The sequence below is a fragment of the Actinomadura violacea genome (assembly GCF_017573465.1).
GTDB lineage: Bacteria > Actinomycetota > Actinomycetes > Streptosporangiales > Streptosporangiaceae > Spirillospora > Spirillospora violacea.
The window spans coordinates 241,192-266,773 of sequence record NZ_JAGEPF010000016.1; the positions used below are offsets into that span (position 1 = coordinate 241,192).

The 25,582-nt window shown below is 70.8% G+C and carries 24 protein-coding genes; 19 read left to right on the forward strand and 5 right to left on the reverse strand.

Annotated features, from left to right (window positions below; all coding sequences use genetic code 11):
* The first annotated feature begins 20 nt into the window (after positions 1-20).
* From J4709_RS26750 to J4709_RS26810, 13 genes are all read left to right on the forward strand, one after another.
* Positions 21-953: a phage distal tail protein gene (locus J4709_RS26750; RefSeq protein ID WP_208244551.1), complete on the forward strand. Its 933-nt coding sequence runs from the start codon at positions 21-23 to the stop codon at positions 951-953.
* A gap of 54 nt (positions 954-1,007) precedes the next feature.
* Positions 1,008-2,168, forward strand: coding sequence for a siphovirus ReqiPepy6 Gp37-like family protein (locus J4709_RS26755; RefSeq protein WP_208244552.1), 1,161 nt, complete (start codon positions 1,008-1,010; stop codon positions 2,166-2,168).
* Positions 2,165-3,088 (forward strand): hypothetical protein, encoded by a 924-nt coding sequence (locus tag J4709_RS26760; RefSeq protein WP_208244553.1) that lies wholly within the window; start codon positions 2,165-2,167, stop codon positions 3,086-3,088. Before J4709_RS26755 ends, J4709_RS26760 begins: the two co-directional genes overlap by 4 nt.
* Before the next feature lie 10 nt (positions 3,089-3,098).
* Positions 3,099-3,740 carry a hypothetical protein gene (locus J4709_RS26765; protein WP_208244554.1) on the forward strand — a complete coding sequence of 214 codons (642 nt, stop codon included), beginning with the start codon at positions 3,099-3,101 and terminating at the stop codon, positions 3,738-3,740.
* A gap of 144 nt (positions 3,741-3,884) precedes the next feature.
* On the forward strand, positions 3,885-4,259 hold the full coding sequence (locus J4709_RS26770) for a phage tail fiber protein (protein ID WP_208244555.1): 375 nt from the start codon (positions 3,885-3,887) through the stop codon (positions 4,257-4,259).
* On the forward strand, positions 4,259-5,149 hold the full coding sequence (locus J4709_RS26775) for a hypothetical protein (RefSeq protein WP_208244556.1): 891 nt from the start codon (positions 4,259-4,261) through the stop codon (positions 5,147-5,149). The genes J4709_RS26770 and J4709_RS26775 overlap by 1 nt, the downstream gene beginning before the upstream one ends.
* 9 nt (positions 5,150-5,158) lie before the next feature.
* Complete coding sequence (locus J4709_RS26780) at positions 5,159-6,334, forward strand: hypothetical protein (protein WP_208244557.1); 1,176 nt, start codon at positions 5,159-5,161, stop codon at positions 6,332-6,334.
* Positions 6,331-6,636, forward strand: a complete 306-nt coding sequence (locus J4709_RS26785) for a hypothetical protein (RefSeq protein ID WP_208244558.1) — start codon at positions 6,331-6,333, stop codon at positions 6,634-6,636. The genes J4709_RS26780 and J4709_RS26785 overlap by 4 nt, the downstream gene beginning before the upstream one ends.
* Complete coding sequence (locus J4709_RS26790) at positions 6,633-6,836, forward strand: DUF7620 family protein (protein WP_208244559.1); 204 nt, start codon at positions 6,633-6,635, stop codon at positions 6,834-6,836. The genes J4709_RS26785 and J4709_RS26790 overlap by 4 nt, the downstream gene beginning before the upstream one ends.
* A complete protein-coding gene (locus J4709_RS26795) occupies positions 6,833-7,159 on the forward strand; it encodes a putative phage holin (RefSeq protein ID WP_208244560.1) in 327 nt (108 codons plus the stop codon). Before J4709_RS26790 ends, J4709_RS26795 begins: the two co-directional genes overlap by 4 nt.
* A gap of 28 nt (positions 7,160-7,187) precedes the next feature.
* Positions 7,188-8,225 carry a glycoside hydrolase domain-containing protein gene (locus tag J4709_RS26800; protein ID WP_208244561.1) on the forward strand — a complete coding sequence of 346 codons (1,038 nt, stop codon included), beginning with the start codon at positions 7,188-7,190 and terminating at the stop codon, positions 8,223-8,225.
* Between the two features lie 144 nt (positions 8,226-8,369).
* Positions 8,370-9,173, forward strand: coding sequence for a C1 family peptidase (locus tag J4709_RS26805; RefSeq protein ID WP_208244562.1), 804 nt, complete (start codon positions 8,370-8,372; stop codon positions 9,171-9,173).
* Between the two features lie 166 nt (positions 9,174-9,339).
* Positions 9,340-9,720: a hypothetical protein gene (locus J4709_RS26810; protein WP_208244563.1), complete on the forward strand. Its 381-nt coding sequence runs from the start codon at positions 9,340-9,342 to the stop codon at positions 9,718-9,720.
* Positions 9,721-9,906: 186 nt separating this feature from the next.
* Here J4709_RS26810 and fxlM read toward each other — a convergent pair whose 3' ends face one another.
* The 4 genes from fxlM to J4709_RS26830 form a co-directional block, all read right to left on the reverse strand.
* Positions 9,907-11,121 (reverse strand): methyltransferase, FxLD system, encoded by a 1,215-nt coding sequence (gene fxlM, locus J4709_RS26815; protein WP_208244564.1) that lies wholly within the window; start codon positions 11,119-11,121, stop codon positions 9,907-9,909.
* A 58-nt stretch (positions 11,122-11,179) separates the two neighbouring features.
* Entirely contained in the window at positions 11,180-12,415 is a 1,236-nt protein-coding gene (locus J4709_RS26820; RefSeq protein WP_208244565.1) for a lanthionine synthetase C family protein, read from the reverse strand.
* A complete protein-coding gene (locus J4709_RS26825; RefSeq protein WP_208244566.1) occupies positions 12,412-15,498 on the reverse strand; it encodes a lantibiotic dehydratase in 3,087 nt (1,028 codons plus the stop codon). Before J4709_RS26825 ends, J4709_RS26820 begins: the two co-directional genes overlap by 4 nt.
* A 78-nt stretch (positions 15,499-15,576) precedes the next feature.
* Positions 15,577-15,750, reverse strand: a complete 174-nt coding sequence (locus tag J4709_RS26830) for a hypothetical protein (protein WP_208244567.1) — start codon at positions 15,748-15,750, stop codon at positions 15,577-15,579.
* A 215-nt stretch (positions 15,751-15,965) separates the two neighbouring features.
* On the opposite strand from J4709_RS26830, the gene J4709_RS26835 reads away from it, so the two are divergent.
* From J4709_RS26835 to lepB, 6 genes are all read left to right on the forward strand, one after another.
* Positions 15,966-17,324 (forward strand): NsdA family TPR-like regulatory protein, encoded by a 1,359-nt coding sequence (locus tag J4709_RS26835; RefSeq protein WP_208244568.1) that lies wholly within the window; start codon positions 15,966-15,968, stop codon positions 17,322-17,324.
* Between the two features lie 288 nt (positions 17,325-17,612).
* Complete coding sequence (locus tag J4709_RS26840; RefSeq protein WP_208244569.1) at positions 17,613-18,476, forward strand: TnsA-like heteromeric transposase endonuclease subunit; 864 nt, start codon at positions 17,613-17,615, stop codon at positions 18,474-18,476.
* Positions 18,473-20,881 (forward strand): transposase, encoded by a 2,409-nt coding sequence (locus J4709_RS26845; protein WP_208244570.1) that lies wholly within the window; start codon positions 18,473-18,475, stop codon positions 20,879-20,881. Before J4709_RS26840 ends, J4709_RS26845 begins: the two co-directional genes overlap by 4 nt.
* Positions 20,878-22,167 (forward strand): AAA family ATPase, encoded by a 1,290-nt coding sequence (locus J4709_RS26850; RefSeq protein WP_208244571.1) that lies wholly within the window; start codon positions 20,878-20,880, stop codon positions 22,165-22,167. Before J4709_RS26845 ends, J4709_RS26850 begins: the two co-directional genes overlap by 4 nt.
* Complete coding sequence (locus tag J4709_RS26855) at positions 22,164-24,188, forward strand: TniQ family protein (protein WP_208244572.1); 2,025 nt, start codon at positions 22,164-22,166, stop codon at positions 24,186-24,188. Before J4709_RS26850 ends, J4709_RS26855 begins: the two co-directional genes overlap by 4 nt.
* A 321-nt stretch (positions 24,189-24,509) precedes the next feature.
* Positions 24,510-25,025: a signal peptidase I gene (lepB, locus tag J4709_RS26860; RefSeq protein WP_232384086.1), complete on the forward strand. Its 516-nt coding sequence runs from the start codon at positions 24,510-24,512 to the stop codon at positions 25,023-25,025.
* A 299-nt stretch (positions 25,026-25,324) separates the two neighbouring features.
* Here the strand turns inward: lepB and J4709_RS26865 are convergent.
* Positions 25,325-25,582 (reverse strand): TetR-like C-terminal domain-containing protein (locus J4709_RS26865; protein ID WP_208244573.1); only part of this gene is annotated, 258 nt, incomplete at its 5' end.

Consider the following 25,582-nt stretch of genomic DNA (forward strand, 5'->3'; position numbering starts at 1 on the left):
CACGAAGGGAGGCGGGCCGCATGCCGATCTACACCCAGCAGATCACCGACATCGGAACGCATGGCCCGCCCCCTGAACTGACGACCGTGGCCTGGGAGAGTCCCCTCGGGCAAGTCACGATCCTGTCGGACTGGCCATCGGGGTACCTGGTGCAGCCGGGCGCCCGAGGCTTGGACATGCCGACCTTCAAGGCGTATGAGGACGAGTCGCCGGGCATCCACGGGAACCGGCGCCGCGACACCAAGGCCAACGCCCGCGAGATCATGATTCCGATCGCGATCTACGCCGACGACGGCCGGCCCGCGTTCCTGGAGCGCAAGCGCCGGCTGCTGCGGGATCTATCACCGCTGGACGGTGACGGCCGGGGCACCCTGACCCTCACCGAGGCCGACGGGTCGTCCCGGTCGATCACCGCGATCTACGCCTCCGGAGCCGAGGGCGCCGAAGACGCCGACTCGGCCGGGCGCCGCTGGATCACCTACGGCCTCACCTGGACGTGCGAGTCGCCGTTCTGGCTCGGACCTGAGTTCACCCGCACCTTCCGAGGCGTCGGCGACGACACCCCGTTCTTCCCCTCTGGTGTCCCGTGGGTCGTCAGCGACTCCCAGGTCCTCGGGACCGGCGTGAAGATCACCAACCCCGGTGACGTCCCGGCCTTCCCGGTCTGGACGATCTCCGGGCCGATCAGCGCCGCCACGTTCCGCCACCCGACCGGCGGGTCCTGGACCCTCACCCGGAACCTGTCCGCGGCCGACGTCGCGGTCATCGACTGCCGCGAACGCATCGAGACCGCGATCTTGAACGGCACCGAGAACCTCTGGCCGAACATCGACGAGGCCGCCGTGCTGTGGCCGCTGCTCCGCGGCAGCAACACCGTCGACCTCGTCGTGGCCGGCTCCACCAGCGCCACCACGGTGAAGGTCCGGCTCCAGCCGCGCTACCTATCGGCCTGACCCGCGCCAGCACGCACCAGACCGCACGACCACCGGAAGGAGGTGGTGCGGCCGGTGTTCGCCCTGAAGATCCGCCGCGCCGACGACCTCGCGCCGCTCGGAGCCCTCAGCGACTACGTCACCATGCAGGCCATCCCGCGGCACAACGCCGTCGGCGCCTGGACCCTGTCGATCTCCGCCGCCAGCGACAAAGCCGTCCACCTCATCGAGGGCAACGGGCTGATCATCCGGTTCAACGGCGCCCGGATCATGTCCGGCGACATCCAATCGGTCGACTCCACCCAGACCAGCGACGACGGCGACGCCGGGACGCTGAAGGTGTCGGGAGTCGACGACAACCAGCTCCTCAAACAGGCCACGGTGTGGCCCAACCCCGCCCAGGACGACGCGCACCAGACCGACGGCACCTACAAGGTGTCCGGACCCGCCGAGACAGTGATGCGCCAGCTCGTCAACGTCAACATCGGCCCCGCCGCCCGCCCCGCCCGCCGCGTCGCCGGGCTCGTCCTGGCCGACGACCTCGGCCGCGGCCCGACCGTCACCAAGCAGATCAACCAGTTCGCCAACCTCCTGGACGTCCTCGCCGACATCGGCAACTCCGCCGGCCTCGGGTTCCGGATCGTGCAGGTCGGCCCACAGCGCCGCTTCGAGGTCTACCAGCCACGCGCTTCCGGGCTCACCTGGAGCTTCGGTCGGGGGAACCTGTCGGAGGTCTCCTACACCAAGACGCCGCCGACCTGCACCTGCGCGATCGTGGTCGCCGGCGGCACCAGCTCCCCGCGGGTGGTGAAGGAGTACACCCGCGCGGACCCGCTCGTGCCGGGCCTGCGGATCGAGCAGTTCGTCGACAAGACCGACGTCGACACCGGGTCGGTGGACCTGGCCGCGCAGATGGACCAAGCCGCCGAAGAAGCCCTCACCGCTGGAGCGCGGCAAGCCTCCCTCGCGCTGTCTCCGATCGACATCGACGGCTACCGGTACGGCATCGACTACGGCGTCGGCGACCAGGGGTCGGTGATGGTCCGCGGCGAGCTGATCACCGACACCGTCCGCGAGGTCACCCTCAACTCCGACACCTCGACCGGCGACACCGTCCGGCCCGTGATCGGCACCGCCGACGCCGCCGACTCCCAGAAGCCCAACAGCGCGCTGATGAAGCTGCTGGCCGCGATCAACCGCAAGCTCCGCCTCATCGAAACGCGAGTGCCGAAGTGACTGAGTTCTCCTATCCCTACGGCTCCAGCAAGATCAACACCGAGGACGAGTTCTCGCGCATGATGATGTGGGCCGCGCCGGACGGAGTGTGCGCGTCCTGGGGCAGCCCAGCGCTGCGGCCCACCGCCAACGGCTCGGGCACCGTCACCGTTCCGCCGGGTGAGGCGTTCGTCCGAGGCCAGAAGTACCTCAACGACGCCGACAAGCTCCTCACCGTCCCGCCGAACAACACCGGCGCGACCCGTCTGGACTACGTCGTCCTGCGCAACGACCCGGCCAACGACCGGATCACCGCCGAGTACAAGCCCGGCGGGACCAGCCTGCCGCCCCTCGTGCAGTCCTGGACCGACGTGTGGGAGATCCCGATCGGCGCGGGCAAGGTCAAGGCCGGCGCCGCCGGCGTCCAGCCCGAGGACATGGTCGACGCGAGGTGGTTCACCGGCTGGCCCGTTGCCCCTTCCTTGCCCGGGTACCGGCCCACGCCATGGCGGGACCGGCTGATCTGCGAGAACGGCGTCATCCTCGCTGGCACCGGGACCGGCTGGAAGGTCTACGACCCGTTCGCCGACACCGGCTGGGTGAACTTGGCGCCCAACGGCAGCAACGCCGAAGCCTGGGCGCCATCCGGCGTGTCCCGGATCCGGACCCGCGACAAGCGGGTGGAGCTCCGGCTGTCGGTGAAGCGGTGGGCCACCAATGGCCTCGGCGTCGCCGACGACGACGGCTCCTGCGTGTTCAACCTCGCCGCGCAGTACCGGCCGCCTCTGGAGGTGCTCGGCTTCGGCTACGGCAAGGTCGCCCGACAGTCCCCCCTCGCGGTCAACGTCGAGACCGGCGGCGACGTCCGCGTCCGGCCCCTGGTCAACGACCTCCCCGCCTCACGCACCGTGCAGGCGGTCCTTTCCTGGTTCCTCGACTGACGGGGGAGACGTGGCAGACAGACACTGGTTCGGGCAGACCCCGAGCGACTACGCGTTCAAGCTCGGCGCCGACAACGCCGTCCTGCTCGACCCCGACAAGCCCCTGACCTGCTGGTCGCAAGCCGCCGGTGGCGCCCCCTATGACGACCTCCTTGACGAGGACGGGGCAGCCACCACGACAATCCGGTCCGCCACAGGACTCGGCGAGCTGCCCCCCGGCGCCATCCCACGATTCCAGGGCCCGCCCGGCGTCTGGCTCGTGTGGATCGACGGCGGCGCCGGCGTCCGCTTCGCGCTTGTGGCAACCGACCTCGGCGACACCCTCGCCAAAGTCGCTGACGCGGCCGCGGCCGCCGCAGCCGCTCAAGAGGCATTGGCCGCGCTCGCCCAGGTAGCCAGCAGCGGCCTGTACAGCGACCTGTCCGGCGCGCCGGTCCTGGCGCGCGTCGCCACCACTGGCCGGTACCTCGACCTCAGCGAACTACCCGCACCTGGCCTGCAATTCGTGCTCAAGGCCGCGGACGGGTGGCCGACTCGCGCGAGCACCGCGCCGGACAGAGACCGGCCAGCCATGTGGATCGGGGCCTCTCCGGCACCGCCGAACGGTGGCGCCTACGCCCTCGACACCGACCTGTGGGTGGCCGTCGCGTGATCGTCATCTACGTCCTCAAAGACGGCGTCTGGCGAGCGGCCGGGCGCCCACCGGTCACGCCTCCGCCGCCTCCCAACCCCCACCCGTACGGAGCGGGCCCCTACGGCTCGGGCCCCTACGGCAACTAGCCCCAGGAGACGACAGATGTCGAGCCTCACCGTCACCCTGTCCGGGAAGCTCCTGGACCTCATCACCGGCAACGCCGCGTTCGCCCCGCAGCTCCCGCTCCACCTGGCGCTCGTGACCGAACTCGGCGACGACGCCACGCCCGGCATCGAGGTCGCCGGCGGCGGCTACGGCCGCCAAGTCGTCACCTTCGGGCCCCAGGCGAACAAGGTCGCCCGCAACAACGCGGCCTTCGGCTTCACCGCGATGCCGGAGATCAGCGTGGTTGGCGGCGAGCTCTACGACGACTCAGGCCTGCGCATGCTCTACGGCCCTTTCTCCAAGATCATCAACTGCAACGACGGCGACGACATCCCCTTCGACGTCGGCGCCCTCGCCCTGACCATCGCCTGATGAGTCTCATCGCACGCTGGTACGGGCACGGCCTGGCCGATGGGATAGCCCTCGACACCACCACCGCGGGACCCGGCGACACCCACTTCGACACCGCGACGGCCGGAGCCGCGCACGTCGACGCCTCCGGCCTGCACCCTCCCCGGATACGCCTGGACCAGCAACCCTCCGGCCCGGCGCAACTCGTGTGGTCCTCCGCCACCATCGGCACCCTCGATGCCTACGCCATTCGCACCTACCTGGAGATGAACGCCTGGCCATCGGCCGGCGCGCCGCTCTGCCAGGCATACGGCAGTGGCAACACCGCTCTGCGCTGGCGCGTCGACATCACCCTGGCGGGCATCCTCCGACTCCGCGACGCGAGCAACACCATCATCGCGACCGCTACCACTGCGCTCCCAGCAGGCGAGGAACTACGCCCGGAGATCGTCGTCGACGGCACCGACGCCCAAGTGACCGTCCACGCCGGCGACGACGAAAGCGAGCCCCTGGTGTCGCTGGCCGGCACGGTCGGGGCAACCATCGACGCGATCCGGTTCGGCAGCCCCAACACCGCACCGACCTGGCCGACACTCCACTACGGAGCCTTGGCCGTCGCGAACACGGCCACCCCGATCGGGGCGCGCAGCCATGCCGCCTCCGGCATGTGGGCCGTCGACGCATCCCTCACCGCAGACCCGCATGCCCGCCACCACGCGACCGGGACGTGGGACGCCGAGGCCGAGATGCAAGCCGCCCCCCGCACCCGCCGGCGCGCAGCCGCGAACTGGGCCATCGAGGCGGCCCTGACCATCGACACCGGCATCTCGCCGCTCTACGTCCAAGCAGGCGGGGAGTGGCGGCCCGCCGACGTCCGGGAGATGACCGGCGGCGCTTGGCGCCTGGCTTAGAGGAGACACGTGGCCGTCCCGTTCGACATCACCCTGCCCGTCCCCGGCGGCAGCACCGACGCCTGGGGCTCGGCGATCAACAACGCGTTGGGCGCCATCAAGGCCCGCATCAACACCGAGGCCGCCGCGCGCGGCGTCCCCCTGGACGCTTTCGCGGGCGCCACCGACGACGCCAAACTGACCCAGGCGCTGTCGTATGTGGCGCAGCAGACGTACAAGCCCGCGATCGTGCTCGGGCAGCGGTCCATGGAGTTCAAACAGACTCGCCAGGCGTTCAACGGCTTGGCGTTCACGGGCCCACTCACAGGCAACGAGTTCCGCTACAACCAGCGCGTCCGAATAAGCGTGCCAGGATCCGGATGGCTCGACCTTCCCTCGGGTCAAACCAAGGGCCTCTACATCGGCAACCTGAGTTTTGAAGGAGACTCAGGCACGACGTTTTTTGTGGATCACGACAATGCGGGTCCCGTGCTGTGGGCGTCGCATTTCGAGAACCTCGCGTTCAACCTGTTCAAACACGTGATGTGGGGTGCGCACACGGCCGTCACGTTCTCGGGGTTCTGGGACGTCAACAACAGCTACGACACCCCGTTTAAATTGTGGGGCAGCGACAACACGTACTGGACGGACGGGATGCTGATCGACTCCCCGAACATGGGGGGCGGTAACCGGTATCACGTGTGGCTGCCAAACATGAGCAAGACCGTCGTCGGCCCCATCTTCATCACCGCTAAATCGAACATTTGCGGGCTTCGTCTCGACGGCGGACGAGGCGTGGTTATGGACGGCATCAGGTTCGACGCTCAAGCCCAAGCCGGCAATCCCACGTGGGGTTCGCAATTGCTCATAACCGGCGGGAAGTTCGTCCGGGTCCGCGACTGCTGGTTCTACGGCGGCATGTCGCAGCCGAACTCGACCGGCCACACCAACCCCGCCTACGACAAGGGCATCCTCACGATCACAGGCGGAACCAACATCCTGGTCGACGGCCCGATGTTCAGCGACGGCGACGGCTCGCAACCGAACAAGACCGCGGCCGGCGCGCCGCATATCTACATCGGCGGCGGCTCCAACATCCGGATCCGCGACGTTCAGGCGAGCGACACCCCCACGATCAAGAGGGCGTCCTCGGTGTCCGCCGGCACCATCACCACCGACCCCGACATCACTGTGCAGGTCGGATGACCGCGCTGCAGGCATTGGCAACCGCTGCGACGGCTGTGCCTTGGCCGACCCTCCTCGCCGGCGGTCTCGTCGGCGGGCTGCTCATGGGCGCCGGGCTGGTGTTCCGAGCGATCCTCACCGGCCAGCTGGTCCCTCGCAGCGTGCTCCAGGACGAGAAAGAACGCGCGGACAAGTGGGAGGCGGCGTGGAAGGAGTCGGAAGCCAGGATCGACGCGCTCGATGGGCGGCTGTCGGCGATCGCCGAAGGCACGGACCTGAACGCGCAGCTCTTGCAGTCCCTGGTGAATCGGGCGCGGCGATGAGGTGGCCGTGGAAGCAACGACCCGACGAGGGGGAGCGGTCCCGCGCCGACGAGGCACTGGAGCGAACTGCGGAGCGGCTGGAAGAGACCCGCCGCCGTGACGAGGCCGGGCACCGGCTCGCGGAACGGATCCGGGATATCCGGCAGCGCAATCACCTGTCGGAGGCGATCGAGCGGGCTTTCGAGGAGGGACGTCGATGAGCGCCGTGCACGTGGCCGGGACCGTGGCGCTGTGGCTGGGCCTGGCCACCTCCACGGGGTTCTGCATCGCCTACCACCTGACCGCCGCCTGGTGGAGAAACGGAGAGGGCCGGCACCTGATGTCGTTCACCGCCACCGTCGCCCTGATCCTCGGCTGGCTGGCCTACCGGTCGATGGCCGCGCCACCGCCGCCCACGACGGGCGAAGAGGTGGGCCGAACCGTCGTCTACAGCGTCGTCGCCGCCCTGATGATCTGGCGGCTGGGCCTGCTGTGGCGCCGGCAGATCCGCCGCGCCTTCCACCGCGACGGAACCGACAACTGACATGCCGATCCTGACCAGAGAGGACACCATGAGCACCTTCGGGGTCGATTACGCGTGGGGCCGCCCCGGCGCGGCCGCGCTGAAACGCGCCGGGGCGAAGTTCGCGTGCCGCTACCTCTCGCACGACACCACCGGCAAGAACCTGACCCGCGCCGAAGCGAGCGAACTCTCGGCCGCGGGCTTGTGGCTGGTGGTGGTGTGGGAGACCGCCGCGAACCGGGCGCTGGACGGCAGGGCCGCGGGCACGGCGGACGCGCAGGCCGCCGCCGCGCAGGCCGAGGCATGCGGCATGCCCGACGACCGGCCGATCTACTTCGCGGTCGACTGGGACGCCTCCGCCTCGCAGCAGGGCGCGATCAACGCCTACCTGGACGGCGCCGCGTCCGTCCTCGGCCGCGACCGCGTCGGGCTGTACGCCGGGTACGGGCCGATCGACCGGGCGTTCGACGCCGGGAAGATCGCCTACGGCTGGCAGACCTACGCCTGGTCCGGCGGCCGGTGGGACGCGCGCGCCCAGCTCCAGCAGTACTCCAACGACCACACGATCAACGGCGTCGGCCTCGACTACGACCGCGCCGTCAAGGACGACTACGGGCAGTGGCGCGTCGGCGTCTCGCCCGCCAAGGAGGACCAGGACCCCATGCCGGAGTACGTGTCGGTAGGCACCACCAAGCCCCAGAAGCTCGCGCCCGGCAAGTGGACGAACGTGAGCTGGCAGCACGACTACGCCGACAGCAAGCACCAGCACGCCGACAGCGGCGGCCCGAGCATCCTCTGGGGCTCAGCCCGCTACTCGATGACGGTCGCGGTGACGGTCTCCGGTGTGCCCGCGGGCACGCTGATCCAGGGCCGCGTGGTCGAGATCGACGCCAAGGACGACAGCAAGTTCGAGGCGGGGCCCGTCCAGGACTACGTATCGGCCGGCGAGCAGACCCACATCGTGTACTCGCTGGGCGCCGACACCATCGGCAAGGACCACCGCGTGCGGTTCCAGCTCGTCCAGCACGGCAGCGCCGACGCGGTGGTCAACACCGGCGGAAGCGCGAAGGTCTTCTTCTGGCGCTGACCACCACCTACCCCCTTCATCCTCTACGGCCTCCGGCACTCGCCGGGGGCCGTCTTCATGCACGGAGGACCCTTGCCCATCACCTTCCGGCCCGGTCGGCGCCCGGCCGCTCGCACCAAGGCCCGCGTCAAGCTTCGCCCCCACATGAGCGTCACAACGCCGGCGCCCGCTTCGGTCAACTGGTTCGAGCACATCGGGCTCTGGCCGATGTACCTCAACGACCGCATCGGCGACTGCGCCATCGCGATGGAGGCCCACGCCCTCCAGGCGACCTCCACCTACGGGTCCGGCTTCACGGTCACCGTCTCCGACGACGACGTGCTGCCCGTGTACGAGCGCGTCAGCGGCTACAACCCCGACGACCCGAGCAGCGACATCGGCTGCATCCTGCAGGACGTCTACGCCGACTGGCGCCGCACCGGCATCGCCGGACACAAGGCGCTCGCGTTCGCCGAGGTCGAGCCGTCCGACCTGGACGAGGTCAAGACCGCCGTCTATCTGCTCGGGACGGTGGGACTCGGCATCGACGTCACCGCCCAGATGATGACCGACTTCGACAACGGCAAGGACTGGACGCGCGCTGGCGGCCGCAGCCTCGGCGGCCACGCCGTGGTGATCGTCGGCTACGACGACACCGGCGTCTGGATCGTCACCTGGGGCAAGGTCATCAAGATGACGTGGCCAGTGTTCCGCCGCGTCGTCGACGAAGCGTGGGTCGCGATCCTCCCCGAATGGCTCGACGCCAACGGCGTCGACCCCCTGGGCGTGGACCTGTACGGGCTCGGTGAGGAACTGCACGCCCTCACCGGTGACCCCAACCCCTTTCCCGCACCCGACCCCACGCCCGTCCCTCCCGGCCCGGCGCCTGCTCCGGGCCCGGACGTGGATCCGAGCGATGCGGAGCTGGCGGCCGCGATGAAGAAGTGGCTGGCGGCCACGGGCCTGTGAGCCCGGCGCCCGCACCGCTACCGCAACCCGCAAGCTCGGCGCGTCACGCGCCAACCCCCCGCAGCCGTCTGTGATCAGCACAGGCCGCTGTGGCAGCCATACAGACCTCTGTGCGAGCTGCACAGACACGGGCGGCAGCAACCGCCCGCCCCCTCCAGGAGGAACAGTGAAGATCCTCGGACGCGACCCCGCGACCATCCTCGGCCTCGTCTCCGCCATCATCCAGATGCTCGTCGCCTTCGGCCTCGACTGGACCGACAAGCAGACCGCCGCCGTCAACGCCGGCGCCGCGGCGATCCTCGGCATCGTCACCGCATGCATGGTGGCCCGCGACCAGATCCTCCCGGCCGTCGTCGGGTTCATCCAGGCGGCGATCACGATCGGGCTGGCGTTCGGACTCGGCTGGACCGCCGACCAGGTGACCATGGTGATGGCGGTCGTGGCCGCCGGCGCCGCGCTGTTCGGCGTGCGCCCGAACGTCACGGCCCTGGTGGCACCGGACTACTCCAGGGTCCCGCGCGCGCTGCCGTACCGCCGCGCCGCCTAGCTTCTACGATCTCGTGCACGGCCAATGGCCCCCGTTTCGGTCCCGGAAGCAATCCGGGACCGAAACGGGGGCCACATCGTCGTTTCAGGGCCCGCCTGCGGCCAGCCTCGACCCGTGGCCACCGGTTGCGTTCGTGTTGGGCCTGCGGCGCCCGCCCCGGTCAGTCTGGTCGAGCGGCGGTGGTGCTCACCAGCTGAACACCATCCGGCTGTCGCGCTTGTCGATGACCAGGCCGGCGGGGATCTGCTCGTCGGGTGTGTCTGCCGGGTACAGGGTGATGCGCGGCTGGGCGTCGCGGTCGCGGTCCCAGTCCCGGGCGGTGGCGGCGATGCGGTCGGCGAGTTGCGCGCCGCGGGGCCCGTGGCCGATGGCGCCGAGCTCCCAGCGGGAGGGCGGGCCGTCCGCGACGCGGCGGGAGGCCAGGTAGGCGATCGAGTCGCCGTCGGCGAGAGCGGGGTTGATCCTGGTCGCCGGCGTGACCCGGCCACTGTCGATCGCGCTGCCGTCGGCATGGATGCGGCAGGTGCCGGGTTCGGTGATGGACATGCGGAGCCAGATGTCCTCCGTGCTCTGGTCTCCGGGGATCACCACGCCTGACCAGGTCTCGCTGCGCGGGGTGTCCAGGACGCCGGTCAGCGCATCGGTGGTGATCGGCTGGTCCTGGTCGGCGAGCAGCGTGACGTTGTCGGCGAGGGCGACGGTGCGGCCGCCGTCGCTAGTGCCGGACATGGGAATGAAGCCGCACAGGTACATAGACCGGGAGACCAGGTGGGCGGGCCCGCCGGACCCGGCGGGCTGGTGGTCGAGCGCGAGGGAGCGGGTGAGGCCGCGCCAGCGCAGCGGCACCACGATGCGGCCGCCTGGGGCGAGCTGGGCCCACCAGGCGGCGGGGACGTCCCATGCTCCGGCGGTGACCACGATCAGGTCGAACGGGGCGGTGTCGGGGGCGCCGGCAGCGCCGTCGCCGGTGAGCACGTCGACGTCGTCGTATCCGGCGGCGGTGAGGTTGCGGCGGGCGTCGTCGGCGACGTCGGTGAACACGTCGATGGTGGTGATGTGCCCGCGCTCTCCGACGAGCTCGCGGAGGAGCGCGGCGTTGTAGCCGGTGCCGGCGCCGATTTCCAGGACCCGTGCGCCGGGCGCGGGCTGGGCCTGCTCCAGCATGTGCGCGACGATGCTGGGCTGGCTCGCGGAGCTGAGCGCCGTCCCGTCGACGTCCCGTTTGGTCACCAGGATCTTGTCGGCGTAGGCGTCCGCGAGCGGGGTCCCGGGCACGAACAGGTGCCGGGGCACGGCACTGAAGGCGTGTCGGATGGCGGGTGTGCGCAGGTCACCTGCCCCGGTGAGATGTTTGACCAGGCGGGCGCGGGCGCTGTCGGGGTTGACGGTGTCGGTGCTCATCGCTGGCAGTGTAGGTCGCTGCACGTTGTGATCACGGGCGGTTCGACAGGGCGGCGGGTCATCCGGGCATCAGCAGGCACGCGTCCCACGGCCATGGCGCCTCCGGCAGGCCCTGATGAAGGCCCGTGTCGCAGGTCAGAGCGGTCCCAGTGGCACCGTCCAGCAGTCCCGGCTGGCAGCGGCCGCGGGGCGGCCGGTCGGTGATCGGCCGGGTGATCGCGCGGCTTCGTAGGCGCGGCAGCTGGGCGGCGAGTGCGTCGGTGGCGGCGTCGGCGGCGGCTCGGTTCACCGCGAGGACGAGCCCGGCGCGGCCGTGGCAGATCGACGGGTCGGTGAGCTGGGCGACCTGCCGGGTGTCGGTGACGCAGCCGTACAGGGCGTCCTCGGCGGTCCGTCGTCGGGCGTGGTCGTCGAGTGCAAGCGCGGCGAGCTGCAGGGCACGGGCGATGCCGGGCGTTCCGTAGCACCAGCTCGGCCGGGCGGGGCCGTCTTGGCGGGCGCGGCCGGTGCGGTGCTCGTCGGCGGTGATGTGGCCGGGCCACCACGCGGTGGTGCTGGAGCTCTGCTGCCAGGTGTCCAGCCAGCGGCAAATCCGGTCTATCGCGTCGGTCTGGCCCGGGACGGTGACGCCGCGCCGGTGAGCTGTGGCCAGCAGCGCCAGCGGCCCGGTGATGCCGTGCGCGATCCCGAGGTTGGCGTGCCCGCCGGGCATGGCGGGTGAGGGCTGGTCGGTGAGGTCGTGGGGGGTCCACCAGCCCGGAACCGCCGAGCCGAGCCCGTGCGGCCTCACCGGGTGGGTGAGCCGAACCAGGTAGTGCAGGACGGCGCGGACCGGTTCGCCGTGGGGATCGCGGTGCAGGAGGTAGCAGCTGATGCCGGTCAATCCGCTGATCAGGTCGAACTCGGCGAGCGCGGGCAACTCGCTGCGGTCGATGCGGTCATGGGCGGCGCGTACGCGGTCGGCGGCCACGGCGGTGATGTGGGAGTCCAGGATGCGCAGCGCCGCGGTGTAGCCGGGATGGTTGGCGTGGGCGAGGGCGTAGGCGACGGCCGCGGCTCCAGCGAACAGGCCGCCGCCGGCCTCCTGGATCGGGGTGGCGGTCGCGGCGGCGGCCCAGCGGTGCACGGTTTCCCAGGCGCCGGTGCCGGCGCGGGCGCGGGCGGCGTGCAGCAGCAGGACGCCGGGCACGCCTCGCCCGAGAGAGTGGCACCAGCCCTCGGGCGGATCGGCGGGCGGATCGACGGGGACGGCGCACGGGTCGTCCAGCACCGTGCCTTGCGGGTTCGGGCTCATGGTTGCGGGGTCCGGGCGCGCCAGGCCAGCGCGGCGGCGCGGGCGAGATGCAGGCCCTGCCGTTCCGCGGGCCGGTTGGGTCCGATCGCGCGGATGTGGTGCATGTGCAGCAGGGACGCCAGCACCTGGTCCAGATCGGTGTCGGCGGGGAGGGCGCGGCGGTAGGCGGTGAGGGCGGTGCGGCGCGCTTCCCACAGCGGTGTCGCCGTCTGCTCGGCGGGCAGCGGCCGGGCGCCGGTCGCCAGGGCGACGGCATCGGCGCGGGTGTCCCTTCCGGGGGGTTCGTCGGGTGCGGCGGTCGGGCGGTTGATCAGCCAGTTCATGCCGGACTGGGTGTCGCCGGTGAACGCCGCGGCGATCGCCGTGATGTTCGCTGCGGCCAGCGCCGGCGGTTCCGCCGTTCCGGGCGGGAGGGCGAGTTGGGCTTGGACGAGGACGGAGTCGGCGACGAACACCCGCTCGGCGGCCTCCATCGCCCGGCCGGCGCCGTACCGGCCGACCTCGGGCTGGTAGGTGTCCAGCTGCAGCCGCCGCGCCAGCCCGCGGCGGCGCAGCACGTCCGCCCATGACCCGATCGCGGCGGCCGCTGCCCCGTAGGCGCGCTGGTCGCCGACGCGGACCCGTATCCGGAGGTGGTCGGGGTCGGCGGGGTCGCGGTAGCGCAGCCACCACACCGGCACCGCCTCGCGCTCACCGTCGCGCAACTCGCCCAGGTCGGTCAGGTCGGTCAGGAGGCATGGAAGGTGCTCGGCGAGGATGACCGTCTGCAGGTCGGGCGGCACGTACAGCCGCGCCGACAGCCACCGGGTGCCCGCCGCGCCGGGGAGCTGCCCGGCGGTGTTGGTGAGCGGAACGAGCCGGCCGCGCCGCAGTGGGGACGGCGCCGGCGGGCGGGTCGACAGCATCGGGACCGCGACCTGGTGGGGGTGGCCGTCAAGCCACCCGTCACCGGCCGGATCCGCGGCCTCCACCAGCTGCGCGTGCCCGGTCCGGGCGAGTTCCCGGCGCAGGATCACCGTGTGGGTGGGTTCGTCCAGGTCCAGGCGCAGCACCCGATCGTCCTCGCGGAGCTCCACTGTCTGCGGCGCCCGCCAGCGGCACCGCCACCGCTCCAGCGCCCCACGGAAGTCCTCCCAATCGGCGTCGGGGGCGGGCAAGTCGGCGGCGGTGATGCGCCACCGCGCGGCCGCCAGGACGCTGCGGCGGTAGCGGACGCGCGGCAGGTAGGGCAGTTCGGCCGCAGGCCCCCAGTCGAACTCGGTGAGGGTGGCGGCGCGGCCGCGCACCAGCGCGACCAGGAACCGCGCGAGCGGTGGGGGCTGCTTGTCCAGCCGCAGCGCGTGGAAGACGTGCGGCTCGACGACCTTGCCCAGCCGCGGCGCGACCAGGTACAGCTGGTCGAAGTCGGCGGTGACCGCCAGGTCCTGAACGCCGAGGATGCGGGCGTCGGCGTCGGGCCGGTGCTCGCCGAGCGGGATCAGGTGCGGTAGGAACTGGCTGGTGGAGGCAATGTTGTCGGCGTGCGGGTAGGCCATCGGGGTCGATACCTGCGCGGCGATGGCGCCGTCGACCATGGTGGGCACGGCGGCGAACACCGCGCCCAGCGGTGAGCCGGCGCGGACGAACCGGCCGGTCATCGTCCCGGCGGCGCGCGCTGGCGCGACGGTGAGGGTGTACTCCCCGCGATCGAGCGCGGCGCGGCCGGTCGCATGGATGCGGGCGGTCAACTCCACGTGCGCCGGGATCCGCACCTGGTCCATGTCGGCGCCGAGCGCGCTGATCGCCGCGTCGTCCAGGACCACCTCGCCGGTTCCGCCCATGACCGCGCGGTGAGCGAGGGCGAGCAGTGCGGCGTCGCGACCGACCGGCCGGCTCTGGGCCGCTACGGATGCGGGCGGCTCGGGCAGCGGCGAGCCCGGGTACCCGCCGGGGAGACCAAGGCCGGTGCCCGGGTCGAGGACGTCGGCGAGAGGCACCAGCGTGCCGGTGCCGTAGTGGTCGAGGAACGCCTCGTGGTACTGCCGCCAGGCTGCGAACCCGCCGGGCTGAGGCGTCAGACGGATGAGCGCCGACGCGGCGGCCGCCATCTCGCGGGAGATGCTGTCGGGCAGCCGAACACGGCAGTCCAACCGCAGCTCCACCATCAGCGGGCTCCGGCCCGCCGCCGACAGGCCCCGGATCCGCTTCTCGATCGCGGCGCGCTCTCCCGCATCCCGCGGTCCAGCCGGATCGGCGCCGTTGTGCCGGGCGAGGTCGGTGCCGATCTCCTCCATCTCGGCCAGGACGCCGGCGACGGCATCGACATCGCCGGCGTGCACACGGCGCAGCTGGGCGACCAGATAACCGAGCGGATCGGCGACGGTGGCGGGTGGCCGCAGCGCCGTCACCAGCACCCGCTGCTCGACCAGCTCGGCCAGCATGCCGGTCACGGTCGACGGCGCGACCCTCGGAAACTCCTCGGAGAGCTGGGCGGCAAGGTCGGCGAACGGCACGGGCGTGCGGGCCAGTGCCTCGACGGCGCTGATGACGCAGGTATGGCGGATCTCGACTCGGCCCGCGCCGGAGGGGACCGACAGCCGGTCGCCGTGGGCCTGGCGCAGCGTGCTGATGACGACCGGCAGCCGCTCCAGCAGCGCCGGGCACCGCTCCAGCCCGGTGATGATGTCGTTGAGCCACTCGGCGTCGGGGCGGGCGAGCACGCGGTGCCCGCTGCCCCACCGCACGTCGGCGCACCGGCCAAAGTCGACGTCGGCGACGCCAGCGAACAGCCCGAACGGTGTCGGCCTCGACGCCTCGCGCAGCAGGTACCGGGTCACCGACACCACGGCGCGGCGGATCTGCCGGGGCGGCACCTCCTTGCCGGCGAGGATCTCTTCGACCCGCCGGGTGAGCGATGGGCTGGCGCAGCCGATGGCCTCGGCGGTGGCGCCCGTCCACGCCTTTCTCAGCCACGCCGCCCACCCGTCCGGGTCGGCGGCACCGGTCAGGTCGGGCCAGCCGAGCGGCAACGCCTGGGCGCGGCTGCGGACCGCTCGGAGCAGCCCGCCGGGCGCGGGCCGGTACAGCGGGTCGGGGTTGGTCATGCCGTCCTCCCAATCGGTGCGACTCGGCGGCGGGCCTGGGGGCGGGCCATGCCGACCCGCCCCCAGGAGGGTGTGCGATCAGACCGCGCTGTTGCAGGAGCTGTCGCAGGTGGCCGGGCAGCCGTTGCTGGTGTCGCACGGCACCTGGCCGGCGGGCCGGGACGCGTCGTCCTGGACGACGCGGACGTCCAGGATGAAGCCGTCGGCGGCGTCGTCGGCGGGGCGGGCGGGGAGGGTGCTGTCGAGGCGCATCAGCGTCTCCTCTCAGGTCTGGCGGGGCCTCGGGTTCGGCCTCGCCTGGGTGCCTCCACGGTCACCGCGGCGCAGGAGCCAGCCAAGGGTTAAGGCGTTGCCCCGAGTTGCTTTCCGGTTGCTTCGGGTTGCCTTCTCGCAGGACAGGCTTGGCGGCAGGGCCCGTTTCTCGGAGACTCGAAGTGTCCGGGCATCCGGTATCCGGGAGGCGTCCAATGACGGCCGCGACACTCTGGGATCATCCGCTGTCGGCGCTGCTGGCGCACAACAACCTGACCGCAGCCGCTTACCTGCGGCGGGTGGCCGACCAGCACCGCGCCCTCGGTTATGGGGGGATGGCCGTCCGAAAGGAGAAGCTGACCAGGTGGAAGCGGCACCCGCCCGGACGGCCCGCGCAGCTCGCCATCGCGCGCTTACACGGCATCCCGCCGGTCGAGGTCGACCGGCTCGGCTGGCCCGACTTCCTAATGCTGGCGTTCCCTCGCGACGGGGCTGTGCTGGAGTCGGAGTGGACTCCGGCGGGTACGTTGCATCTGCTGACCGATATGGGAGGGTCTGTGGACCTGGACCGTCGAGGCTTTCTCGTCGTCACCGCCAGCGCCCTGGCCGCCTCCGTTGCGCAGTGGGTCACGGCCGCGCCGGCAGTCGCGGTCGGCGACCGGGGCCGACGCGTCGGAGCCGAAGCTCCTGAACTGTTCGACGCTCGACTGCACGCGCTGCGGCACCTGGACGACATCGTGGGCGCAGGGCAGGTCTACACCGCGGCGTTGGTCGAGCTCCGCCTGATCACCGATCTGCTGCGCAACGCCTCCTACTCCGAGGAGGTTGGCCGGCGGCTGTTCAGCTGCGCCGCCGAAGCCGCCCGGCTGGCCGGCTGGTGCGCCTACGACGCCGGCCGCATCGCCCAAGCCGAGCAGCATTTCCTGACCGGCCTACGGGCGTCGGGTTCGGCCGCCGACCCCACCAGCGGCGCCGTCATCCTCGCCTTCTGGGCGAACCTCCGCTACGCCAAGGGCGACGCGCGCGGCGCACTCCACCTGGTCGACAGCGCACTCGACGACCACCGAAAGATCACCTCGCCGCGCGTAACAGCGATGCTGCACGCCCGCGCGGCCCGCGCGCATTCCAAGGCAGAGGAACCGACCAGCGCATGGCGGCGGGTCGACGCCGCCTTCGCGGCCTACGCCTCCGCTCCGCCGTCGGACGAGGACCTGCCGTCCATGACGTGGATCACCCACGGTGAGCTGCACCAGGTCGCCGCCAGCTCCGCGCTCAGCTTGAACGAGCCGCGGCGGGCGCTCGAACACTTCACAGCGGCCGTCACCCACACCGACCAGTACGACACCCAGCGAGAGACCCGCGGCACCGCGATCTACCTCGCCCGGCAGGCCGAAGCGCACCTCCTGCTCGATGACGTGGACGCCGCAGTCGACGTCGGACACAAAGTCGTCAAGCTGATGGGCGGGGTCGACTCCGCGCGAGCGTCCGACACCCTCGATGATCTACGTGAGGGCCTGAGCGGGCACAAGCACATCCCCATCGTCCGCAACTTCCTGGACTACGTCGCCGCCTAAGCGTTCTTCGAGCGCTGCCGCCAGTAGAGCGGTCAGCGCGGGGATACAGCTGCCTTCGGCCTTGAGGTGCTCGACTTGGCCAGGCCGAGCGGTTTTGTGACGCCCAGCGATGGTTGGCGGATGATCTTTCTACGGGCTCGCCTTTCCCGTGGGTTTCCGGAGATCGTTGGCGAGTTCACCCAGGGTTCGTTGGCGAGGCCGGCGTGATGAATCTCTGCGGCCTGCGGGACATACCACTATCTTGACCGCTCAGTTACATATGGTCACTGTGCGTTGTATTTCTTGGGTATGTCATCTGCTGACGGGGTGAGTTGTGCAGGTGTGATCCGTTCGGATGAGTGCCGTTGGACGGATCTGCTTGCTGATCAGTACGTGGTGGCGGATCGCGACCGGCTGGTGCTGGATCAGAGGTCGGGCTGGGCTCGGCGGTGGCTGGTGACGTGGCGGGTGTCCGGTGGGCAGGTCGTGTGCCCGGTGCAGGATATGGGCGGGTTCCCGTTGACGGGGTGCGAACCGGTGCGGGCGTTCTCCTGGCGGACTACCCAGCGGCATCGGCCGGGCTTGGCATTCTTGGTGAGTACCGGTCGACACCACGGTTTCGAGAGCATCGCCGAGCAGCGGTTGCTGCTGGTGATGGATTTTGCCGCCGATGTGGTGGATGTGCTGTCTCAGCCGTTGCGGTTGCGGTTCTTGTGTACGGGTGGTTCCGCTGAGCATGTTCCCGATTTCCTGGTGGTCGCCCGCGAGACTGATCGCGAGGTCGTGTGGCTGGTCGATGTGCGTCCTGTCGGCCGGGTCGGTGAGGGGGATCGGGTTCGGTTCGCCGCGTCGGCGGAGGCGGCGTTGGTCTGCGGGTGGCGGTATGTGGTGGTGTGCGGGTGGCGGCCGCAGGTGTGGGCGTCGGTGGAGGCGTTGTCGGCGCAGCGCCGTGAGCTGACCGATCCGTTGGGGATCGCCGAGGAGCTGCTGGCGGCGGTGGCGGATGGTCCGGCGCCGTTGGCTCAGGTGGTGACGGCGGCGAGGTACCCGGCGCTGGGGCGGGCGCATCTGTTGCATCTGTTGTGGCGTCGCCGGTTGGGGACTGACCTGGCCCGGCCGTTGGGGGACCGGGCGCTGGTGTGGGCCGGGCGAGCGGGCGGGTGCTCGTTGTGAGCGGGCTGTTGGAGTTGGCCGAGGGCACAGTGGTGGTGGTGGCTGGGCAGGAGTGGGTGGTGAGTCTGTTGGAACCGCACACGGGCCGTGTCCGGCTGCGCCGCCGGGATGGTGGTCTTGGCGGGGCGGGTTCGGCGGAGATGTCCACGACGGTTGCGGCGCTGGTCAATCATCCGGACTGCCGTGCCTGTCCGCCGACCTCGGCGGGGTGGGACGCGGGCCGGGGTGTGCAGCCGGCCGGGTTGGAGGATTTGACCGATCATCAGCGTGCGGTGGTGCGGTTGCGGTTCGCGCATCTGATGGAGGTGGAGACCGGGTATCGCAGCGGGTCGGCGCTTGCGGCGTTGCCGGGTGAGCCGCGGCCCGGGTTCGACCCGGGATGCTGCACGCTGCAGGATCGGCGCCGGGCCAAGGTCGCCGAGTTGAGGGGGTTGGGTGAGCAGGAGGCTGCTCATCTGGGGTTGAACCGGGTGTCGCTGCGGACGTTGGAGCGGTGGGCGGCGCGGTGTCGGCGGCTGGGGGTGTTCGGCTGCGCGAACGGCAGCTGGGTGCGGCGGCGGGGCGGACATCCGAGCGTGGGCGAGGATGTGCGGGAGGCGATCTTCGCAGTCCGGCAGGAGACCTTGCATCGCTCGCGGGTCAGCATGAAGACCCGGGAGCGGCTGATCCACCAGTACGTCCGGGAGCGGTTCGGGCCGCAGGTGGCGGTGCCGTGTTCGGAGACGCTGCGGTTGGTGTGGCTGGAGTGGTTCGGGCGCGGCGGCGCCCGGCAGCGGTATGAGCGCTCGGCGGCCCGGGTGCGCTATTGCGGTGAGCATGTGGTGGTGCACCGGCCGGGTCAGGTGGTGGCGCTGGACACCACGCAGCTGGCGGTGCTGGTGCGTGAGGAGGTCTTCGGTGAGCCGGCCGCGGTGACGTTGACGCTGGCGTTGGACGTGTACACCCATTCGCTGGTGGCGTTCCGGCTGACACTGGTGTCGGATACCGCGACGGATGTGGCGATGGTGCTGCGCGATGTGATGATGCCGTTGCCGCTGCGGGAGGGCTGGGGAGAGGAGATGGAGTGGCCCTATCCGGGCGTTCCGGCGGCGGTGGTGGCCGAGTTCGCCGGCCACCGGGTGGCCGGCTTGCCGTTCTTCACGCCCGAGACGGTGACCACCGACCACGGCGCGGTGTACAAGAACCACCAGCTGGTGGAGGTTCAGCGGGTGTTGGGCGCCAACATCCTTCCGGCGCGGGTGTTGCGGCCGGTCGACAAGGCCGCGTGCGAGCGGGCGTTCGCGGCGATCCAGTCGCTGCTGCTAGAGCTGCTGCCGGGATTTCGGGGCGTCGACGTCGCCGACCGGGGCGCCGACCCCGAAGGCGATGCGGTGCTGACCATCACAGAGATGGAGCATCTGATCGCCACATGGATCGTGAAGGTGTGGCAGAACCGTGAGCTCGGTGAGCATGCGCCGGCGTGGGATCCGGGCGGGCGCAACAGCCCGAACACGCTGTTCGCCGTCGCGATGGGCCAGGGCGGGTTCAGCATGCAGATCCCCGACCCGCAGTTGTTCTACCAGCTGCTGCCGGCGCACCGGTTGAAGATCCACGGCGGGCGCGGCGTGAAGGTGAAGGGGCTGTGGTACGACGGGCAGGCCCTTGATCCTTACCGGGACGGGCCGTCGCAGCGGGGCGGTCGGTTCGGCGGGAGCTGGGTGGTGCGCCGGGATCCGCGTGATCGCCGCTATGCCTATTTCCAGGATCCGGGGACCGGGCAGTGGCACACCCTGCGGTGGAACGGGCTCGCGCCGGACGGCGAGGTCCCCGCGTTCGGCGACGCCCGCGTCGTTGACCTGCTGCGCGCTGTCAAAGCACGCGGGCTGGCGCCGCGTTCGGACGCCGAGCTGCTGCCGCTGCTGCTGGAGTTGATCGGTGGCCACATTCCGGTCGCGTCGTGGCCGACCCAGATGTCCAAGAACCAACGCCGAGCGCACGCCCGCGAGGCAGCGCAGGGCCGAGCGGCCGACAGCGACCGGCCCGCCGCGTCCACACTGGCCGACGTCTCGCCCGGTGACCGAGCTGCTGGTGACGGGCCTGATGGTCACCGGACCGGTGGTGACGGGGCTGTGGAGATACGGCGTGTCCGCCGGGACGTTCAGGCGGTGGAGGCGGTGGACGCCGACCGCAGGCGGCGGCGCGAGCAGGTGATGGCGGGTCGAAGGGTGACACCGCCGCCCCGGCTGGGAGAGACGCTGCGGCGCTCCAGCCCGTTTCGGTTGCCCGCCGGCGAGCACGACACCGGCCAGCACGGCACCGGCGAGCACGACGGCAGCGGTTCGGGTGTCAGCCGCGGCGGCGATCCGAGCGGCGATGGTGCCGTTGATCAAGAGTCTGGCCGAGGTGATGGGCGGCAAGCCCGATGAACGACTCCAGCGCCGGGCCCACGGGACCGGCCGGCGGTGACTCAGCCGGGTCGGCGGCCTCGTTCCTGCCGCCCGCGGTGCTGCTCGACCGCGAATGCGCCGATGGCTGGAGGCGGTGGCGGCTGACCCGCCACGATGCGCCGCCCGCGCCACGATGGTCGCCTGCGCAGTATCAAGCGGCCAGCCCTCGCACCCGCGGCCTCTACGACCTGCACCGGTGCGCCACCCACGCCAACCTGGCCGTCCAGGAGACACCGATGAGCGCCGCGGTGGCACGGGTGGTGGCCTCCCGCATCCGCACCAACGCCCTCAAGCGCAAGCCGTCCACCCGCGCTGGGGTGATGGTCAACGGCGGCGGCTACCAGGGCAAGACCGAGACGGTCTGCGAGGTCGCGGCCTTGTTCGAGGAATGGTGGCTGGAGTTGCATCACCAGCTCAACCCGGACGCGCTGCCGGGCACCCGTGATCTGCACGCCCCCGTCGCCTACGTCCAGACCCCGGTAACGGCCACCCCCAAGAGCACCTGCGAGGCGATCTTGGACTTCTACGGGGAGCCGCACAAGAACATGACGTTGCCGCAGCTGGTGCGGACCGTGAAAGCGGCCCTGCACGCGCACGGCACCAAAGCGCTGATCTTGGACGACATCACCCGGCTGAAGATGCACCGCGAGGCCGACCAGGACGTGCTGGACCTGATCCGCAGCCTGATGAGCATGTCGGTCACCCTGGTCCTGGTCGGGGTCGGCATTCCCCAGTCCGGGCTGCTGCGCGATTCCCGCTACGACGCTCGCAGCGGCCAGTGGGTGTTCCCGCCGGCGACGGGCCGGTTCCGCAGCCGCAACGACGCCGCCGGCACCCAGACCGAGCGGCGCTTCGACCTGATCGAGCTGGGCCCCTTCCGCTACGACACTGCCGCGCAGATCGACGCCTGGGTCCATCATCTGGCCGGCATCCAAGACCAGCTCCGCCTGCTGAAGGCCGAGCCGGCCATGCTCACCAGCGCCGGCATGCCCGAGTACCTGTTCCGCCGCACCGACGGCATCGTCGGGCTGCTGGAACGCCTCATCGAGGACGGCTGCAGCCAGGCCATCGACAGCGGCGCGGAACGTCTCACCACAGGCCTGCTCGACAGCGTGACGATCAGCCTGGACCACCTGCCGGTCCGCGACCCCGCCGCCGGCGAGGTGCCCGCGATCCCCGCCCCGCCATCGCGCGTCCCGCGCCGCAAACGCCCCCGCAACACCTCCTTCGACGACGGCGGCACACCAGCGGCCACGCGCCGATGACGACCGCGGCGACCCCTCACCCAGGCCAGGTAAGCACCCAACCGCTGCCGCGCAGCCTCGTTCCGCTCCCAGATGAAGAGATCAGCGGGTATCTCCTGCGGCTGGCTCACCGGCTAGAGCAGACACCGCAGCGGTTGGCCGAGCTCACCGGGCTGCAGTCCTTCGGCGCGGCGTCGATTCCGGTTCGGATGCTGCTGCGCACCAGCGCCGAAGAGACCGCCCGCCTCGCGCGGGCGTGCTCGCTGACGCCCCGCGAAGCCCAGGCATTGTGCCTGGCGAGTCTGGCCGACCGCTATCCACCCGCCGACGTCGTCCTGCATCCCCTGCCCGGCGGCAGATCCGGCTTGTGGATGCAACAGGCCGGCAAGATCGCCTCACTGGACCGCTGGGTGTTCACCCGCCCGGTCCGGTACTGCCCCGCGTGCCTGGCCGGCGACGCAAGCGAGCTGCAACAGCGCCACGGCGGAGCATGGAAGAAGCTCTGGCGGCTGCCGCTGGTGTTCGCCTGCCCCCTCCACCGATGCCTGCTGACCACGCGGTGCCCGGCCTGCCAGCAGCCGATCGGGGCCGCTGGTGGCGGCCTCATCAGCCGGCCCTGCGAGGTGCTGCATCCCGCCCAATGCCGGGCCCCCGCCGGTGACTCGGCCGCCGCACACGCTGCTCGAGCACGACCGCCGGCGTGTGGGCACCGGCTCGACACCGCCGCCCCGCAGGTCATCGACGCCGCACCGCTCACCCACGCCCTGGCTGTTCAACAGCGGCTCCTGGCACTGCTGTCGGCTGGCAGCCCGGCCACGGTGCACAGCATGGGCGTGCACGTAGCCGTAGCCGAGTACGTCCTGGATCTGCGGCTGGTCGCCGGACTGATCCGCTGTACCTGGCCCGTGGCCGCCGCCCTAGCAGGCCCTGCCCCGCTCGCCGACGCGCTCGCCGACCACGTCGAGCAACGCCGCCGCCGCCAGTACCGGCCAAGCGACCACGGCCACCACCGGACGGCGTTCGCTGTCATCTACGACGCCCCGCCCACCGACCCCCTCGCCAGCGCCGGGCTGTTCACCGCCGCCGTAGGCATCCTCACCGGAGAAACGGGCACCTGCGCCGACCGGCTGGAACCGCTCCTGGCCGCCACCGCCGACACCGCCGCCTGGCGCGCATTCGCCCACCGCGCATCGGCGACCTGCTCCCCGGCTCTGCGCGCCACGATCCAAACCCGGCTTGAGGCCCTGCACCAGCCGACGCCGCGAGGCCACAACCTCAAAAGCGACAATGCCCGCCGGAACGGCACCGACGCCCTGCGCGCCTACCACCGCCGCATGGGCCACCTGGTCATCGTCCCGACCGGCGACTGCCGGTTCGACCACCGGCACATCCCCCAGCACATGACCGACGAGTGGTTCGATGAGTCCTTCCCTGACCTGACCGGGATCAGCGCGGTCCACCTGCGGCGCACCGCCGCGATCAGGCTGGTGCAGATGTCCACCGGCGGCTCACAGTTCCGGGCCGGCGGGCTGCTGGGCATCCCCCCTGGACGCGTCATGTCCTCCACCGTTCCGGTCCGGGCGTGGACTGACGATCCCCATAACGGTGCCCGGCTCGCCGCCGCGATCGACGCCTTCGCCCGCACACTCAACACCACCACCGACCTGATCGACTACGGTCACCGGCGAGCCGCCCTCCACGGCTGGGAAATCCCTCCAGACGACTGGCACGACTTACTCTCCCGACTCCTCGCGGCCCATCCGCACACCCACATCTCCTGGTGGCAGGACCGCAAACGCCGCCTGGCCTCCGTGCTGGTCTGGGCCGCCGTCACCCAAGGCGACCACCGCCTCGCCCCGCTCGTCATGGCTGAACAGCGCAGGGCCAACCAAGGCAAAACGAACATGCTCGTGTTCGGCCTCCAGCAGGCGCGTTACCGGGCGCGCCGTGAACCCGCCAGCCCAACCGCCGCCCTCATCTCCTTGCTGACCCCCTATTCTCAGCAGCTCGCCGCAAAGATCGATCACGGAAGTGGCCAGTGAGCATAAGGATGCTGACGAAACTCCCCCTGAGGCCCACGAATGGGACCTCAGCCGATCGGGCCCCTTCGGGATCCTGTGACCAGCCGAGCTTGCGGTGCTCAAGTCAAGCGTTCCACTTCCAAGGAACCCGATGCTCGACGACGACCAAGCCCCGGAACAGCCCGTCGCTCCCCGAGCCGGCGACGTCGCCCAGACCACCGGAAACAAGAAGGCGAGCGGTTCCTTCTGGAAGGAACTGCCCATCCTGATCCTCGTGGCCCTGGCCTTGGCCCTGGCCATCAAGACGTTCGCGGTCCAGGGGTTTCCATCCCGTCGGGGTCGATGCAGAACACCCTGGGCATCGGAGACCGGGCCCTGGTCAACAAGATCGTCTATCACACACGCGACGTTCGATACGGGGACATCGTGGTGTTCAAGGGCGAGGACTCCTGGGCCAAGGAATCCACCGCTCCAGCCCCCTCGAACCCGTTTTCCGAGGCTCTGCGCTCCATCGGCGGAGCGTTCGGCCTCATGCCCGGCGAGACCGACTACATCAAACGCGTCATCGGACTGCCCGGCGACCGCGTCCAATGCGTCGGCGCCGGCACCCCCGTCAGAGTCAACGGCAAGCTCCTCGACGAGAAGTCCTACCTCTACCCCGGCAACAGCCCCTGCGACCAGCCCTTCGACATCACCGTCCCCAAAGACCGGCTTTGGGTGATGGGCGATCAACCCAGCGCATCGGCCGACTCACGCGCCCACAACCAAGACCCCGGAGGCGGCGCGATCAAGATCAGTAGCGTCGTCGGCCAAGCCTTCGCGATCGTCTGGCCACTCGACCGGTGGAAGGCGCTGTAGGCCCGAAACTCTCGACCAGTGAGGTGCCCCAGAGGTACCGGACAGCGGTATTCACGTTCGGCTCATGCTGTGAGTTCCCGCCGCCGGTGACATAGCGTGATGATTCGGCGCCGATGCCTCCGCCTGGCCGGCAGCGAGATCAACCTCCACCCACCCACGCGCATCGGCGCGGAATGTCACGCCAAGGAACACGCTCCGGGCCGCTTTCCGCGACTTCTCGCAGCGATGCTCGTCCGCCCCGGTCTCCTAGCCTCACCCGGTCGGATGACCGGTGACCGCACCGCGGGCCAAGGTGGAGATCAGGGCTGCGCCAGCAGCCGGTCGACGAGCCCGGCGATGTAGTCCGGGGTGAGCGGGCCCGCGCCGAACAGGACGCGGATGTACATCGGGGCCATGACGTGGTCGAGCACGTCCAGCACGTCGGGTGGACGCTCGCCGCGTCCGGCGGCGCGGTCGAGCATGGCCTGCACGAACCGGGTGCGTTCGGCGAGAAAGTCGTCGCGTGCCTGCAGACCCCGTTCGCCCCGGTTCGACAGGGCGACGGTCAGGCGCAGCAC

Coding starts and splice junctions, on each gene's coding strand:
- J4709_RS26750 (WP_208244551.1), top strand. CDS start 21: ATGCCGATCTACACCCAGCAGATCACCGACATCGGAACGCATGGCCCG.
- J4709_RS26770 (WP_208244555.1), top strand. CDS start 3,885: ATGTCGAGCCTCACCGTCACCCTGTCCGGGAAGCTCCTGGACCTCATC.
- J4709_RS26775 (WP_208244556.1), top strand. CDS start 4,259: ATGAGTCTCATCGCACGCTGGTACGGGCACGGCCTGGCCGATGGGATA.
- J4709_RS26785 (WP_208244558.1), top strand. CDS start 6,331: ATGACCGCGCTGCAGGCATTGGCAACCGCTGCGACGGCTGTGCCTTGG.
- J4709_RS26790 (WP_208244559.1), top strand. CDS start 6,633: ATGAGGTGGCCGTGGAAGCAACGACCCGACGAGGGGGAGCGGTCCCGC.
- J4709_RS26795 (WP_208244560.1), top strand. CDS start 6,833: ATGAGCGCCGTGCACGTGGCCGGGACCGTGGCGCTGTGGCTGGGCCTG.
- J4709_RS26800 (WP_208244561.1), top strand. CDS start 7,188: ATGAGCACCTTCGGGGTCGATTACGCGTGGGGCCGCCCCGGCGCGGCC.
- J4709_RS26805 (WP_208244562.1), top strand. CDS start 8,370: ATGAGCGTCACAACGCCGGCGCCCGCTTCGGTCAACTGGTTCGAGCAC.
- fxlM (WP_208244564.1), bottom strand. CDS start 11,121: ATGAGCACCGACACCGTCAACCCCGACAGCGCCCGCGCCCGCCTGGTC.
- J4709_RS26820 (WP_208244565.1), bottom strand. CDS start 12,415: ATGAGCCCGAACCCGCAAGGCACGGTGCTGGACGACCCGTGCGCCGTC.
- J4709_RS26825 (WP_208244566.1), bottom strand. CDS start 15,498: ATGACCAACCCCGACCCGCTGTACCGGCCCGCGCCCGGCGGGCTGCTC.
- J4709_RS26830 (WP_208244567.1), bottom strand. CDS start 15,750: ATGCGCCTCGACAGCACCCTCCCCGCCCGCCCCGCCGACGACGCCGCC.
- J4709_RS26835 (WP_208244568.1), top strand. CDS start 15,966: ATGACGGCCGCGACACTCTGGGATCATCCGCTGTCGGCGCTGCTGGCG.
- J4709_RS26840 (WP_208244569.1), top strand. CDS start 17,613: ATGTCATCTGCTGACGGGGTGAGTTGTGCAGGTGTGATCCGTTCGGAT.
- J4709_RS26850 (WP_208244571.1), top strand. CDS start 20,878: ATGAACGACTCCAGCGCCGGGCCCACGGGACCGGCCGGCGGTGACTCA.
- J4709_RS26855 (WP_208244572.1), top strand. CDS start 22,164: ATGACGACCGCGGCGACCCCTCACCCAGGCCAGGTAAGCACCCAACCG.
- lepB (WP_232384086.1), top strand. CDS start 24,510: ATGCAGAACACCCTGGGCATCGGAGACCGGGCCCTGGTCAACAAGATC.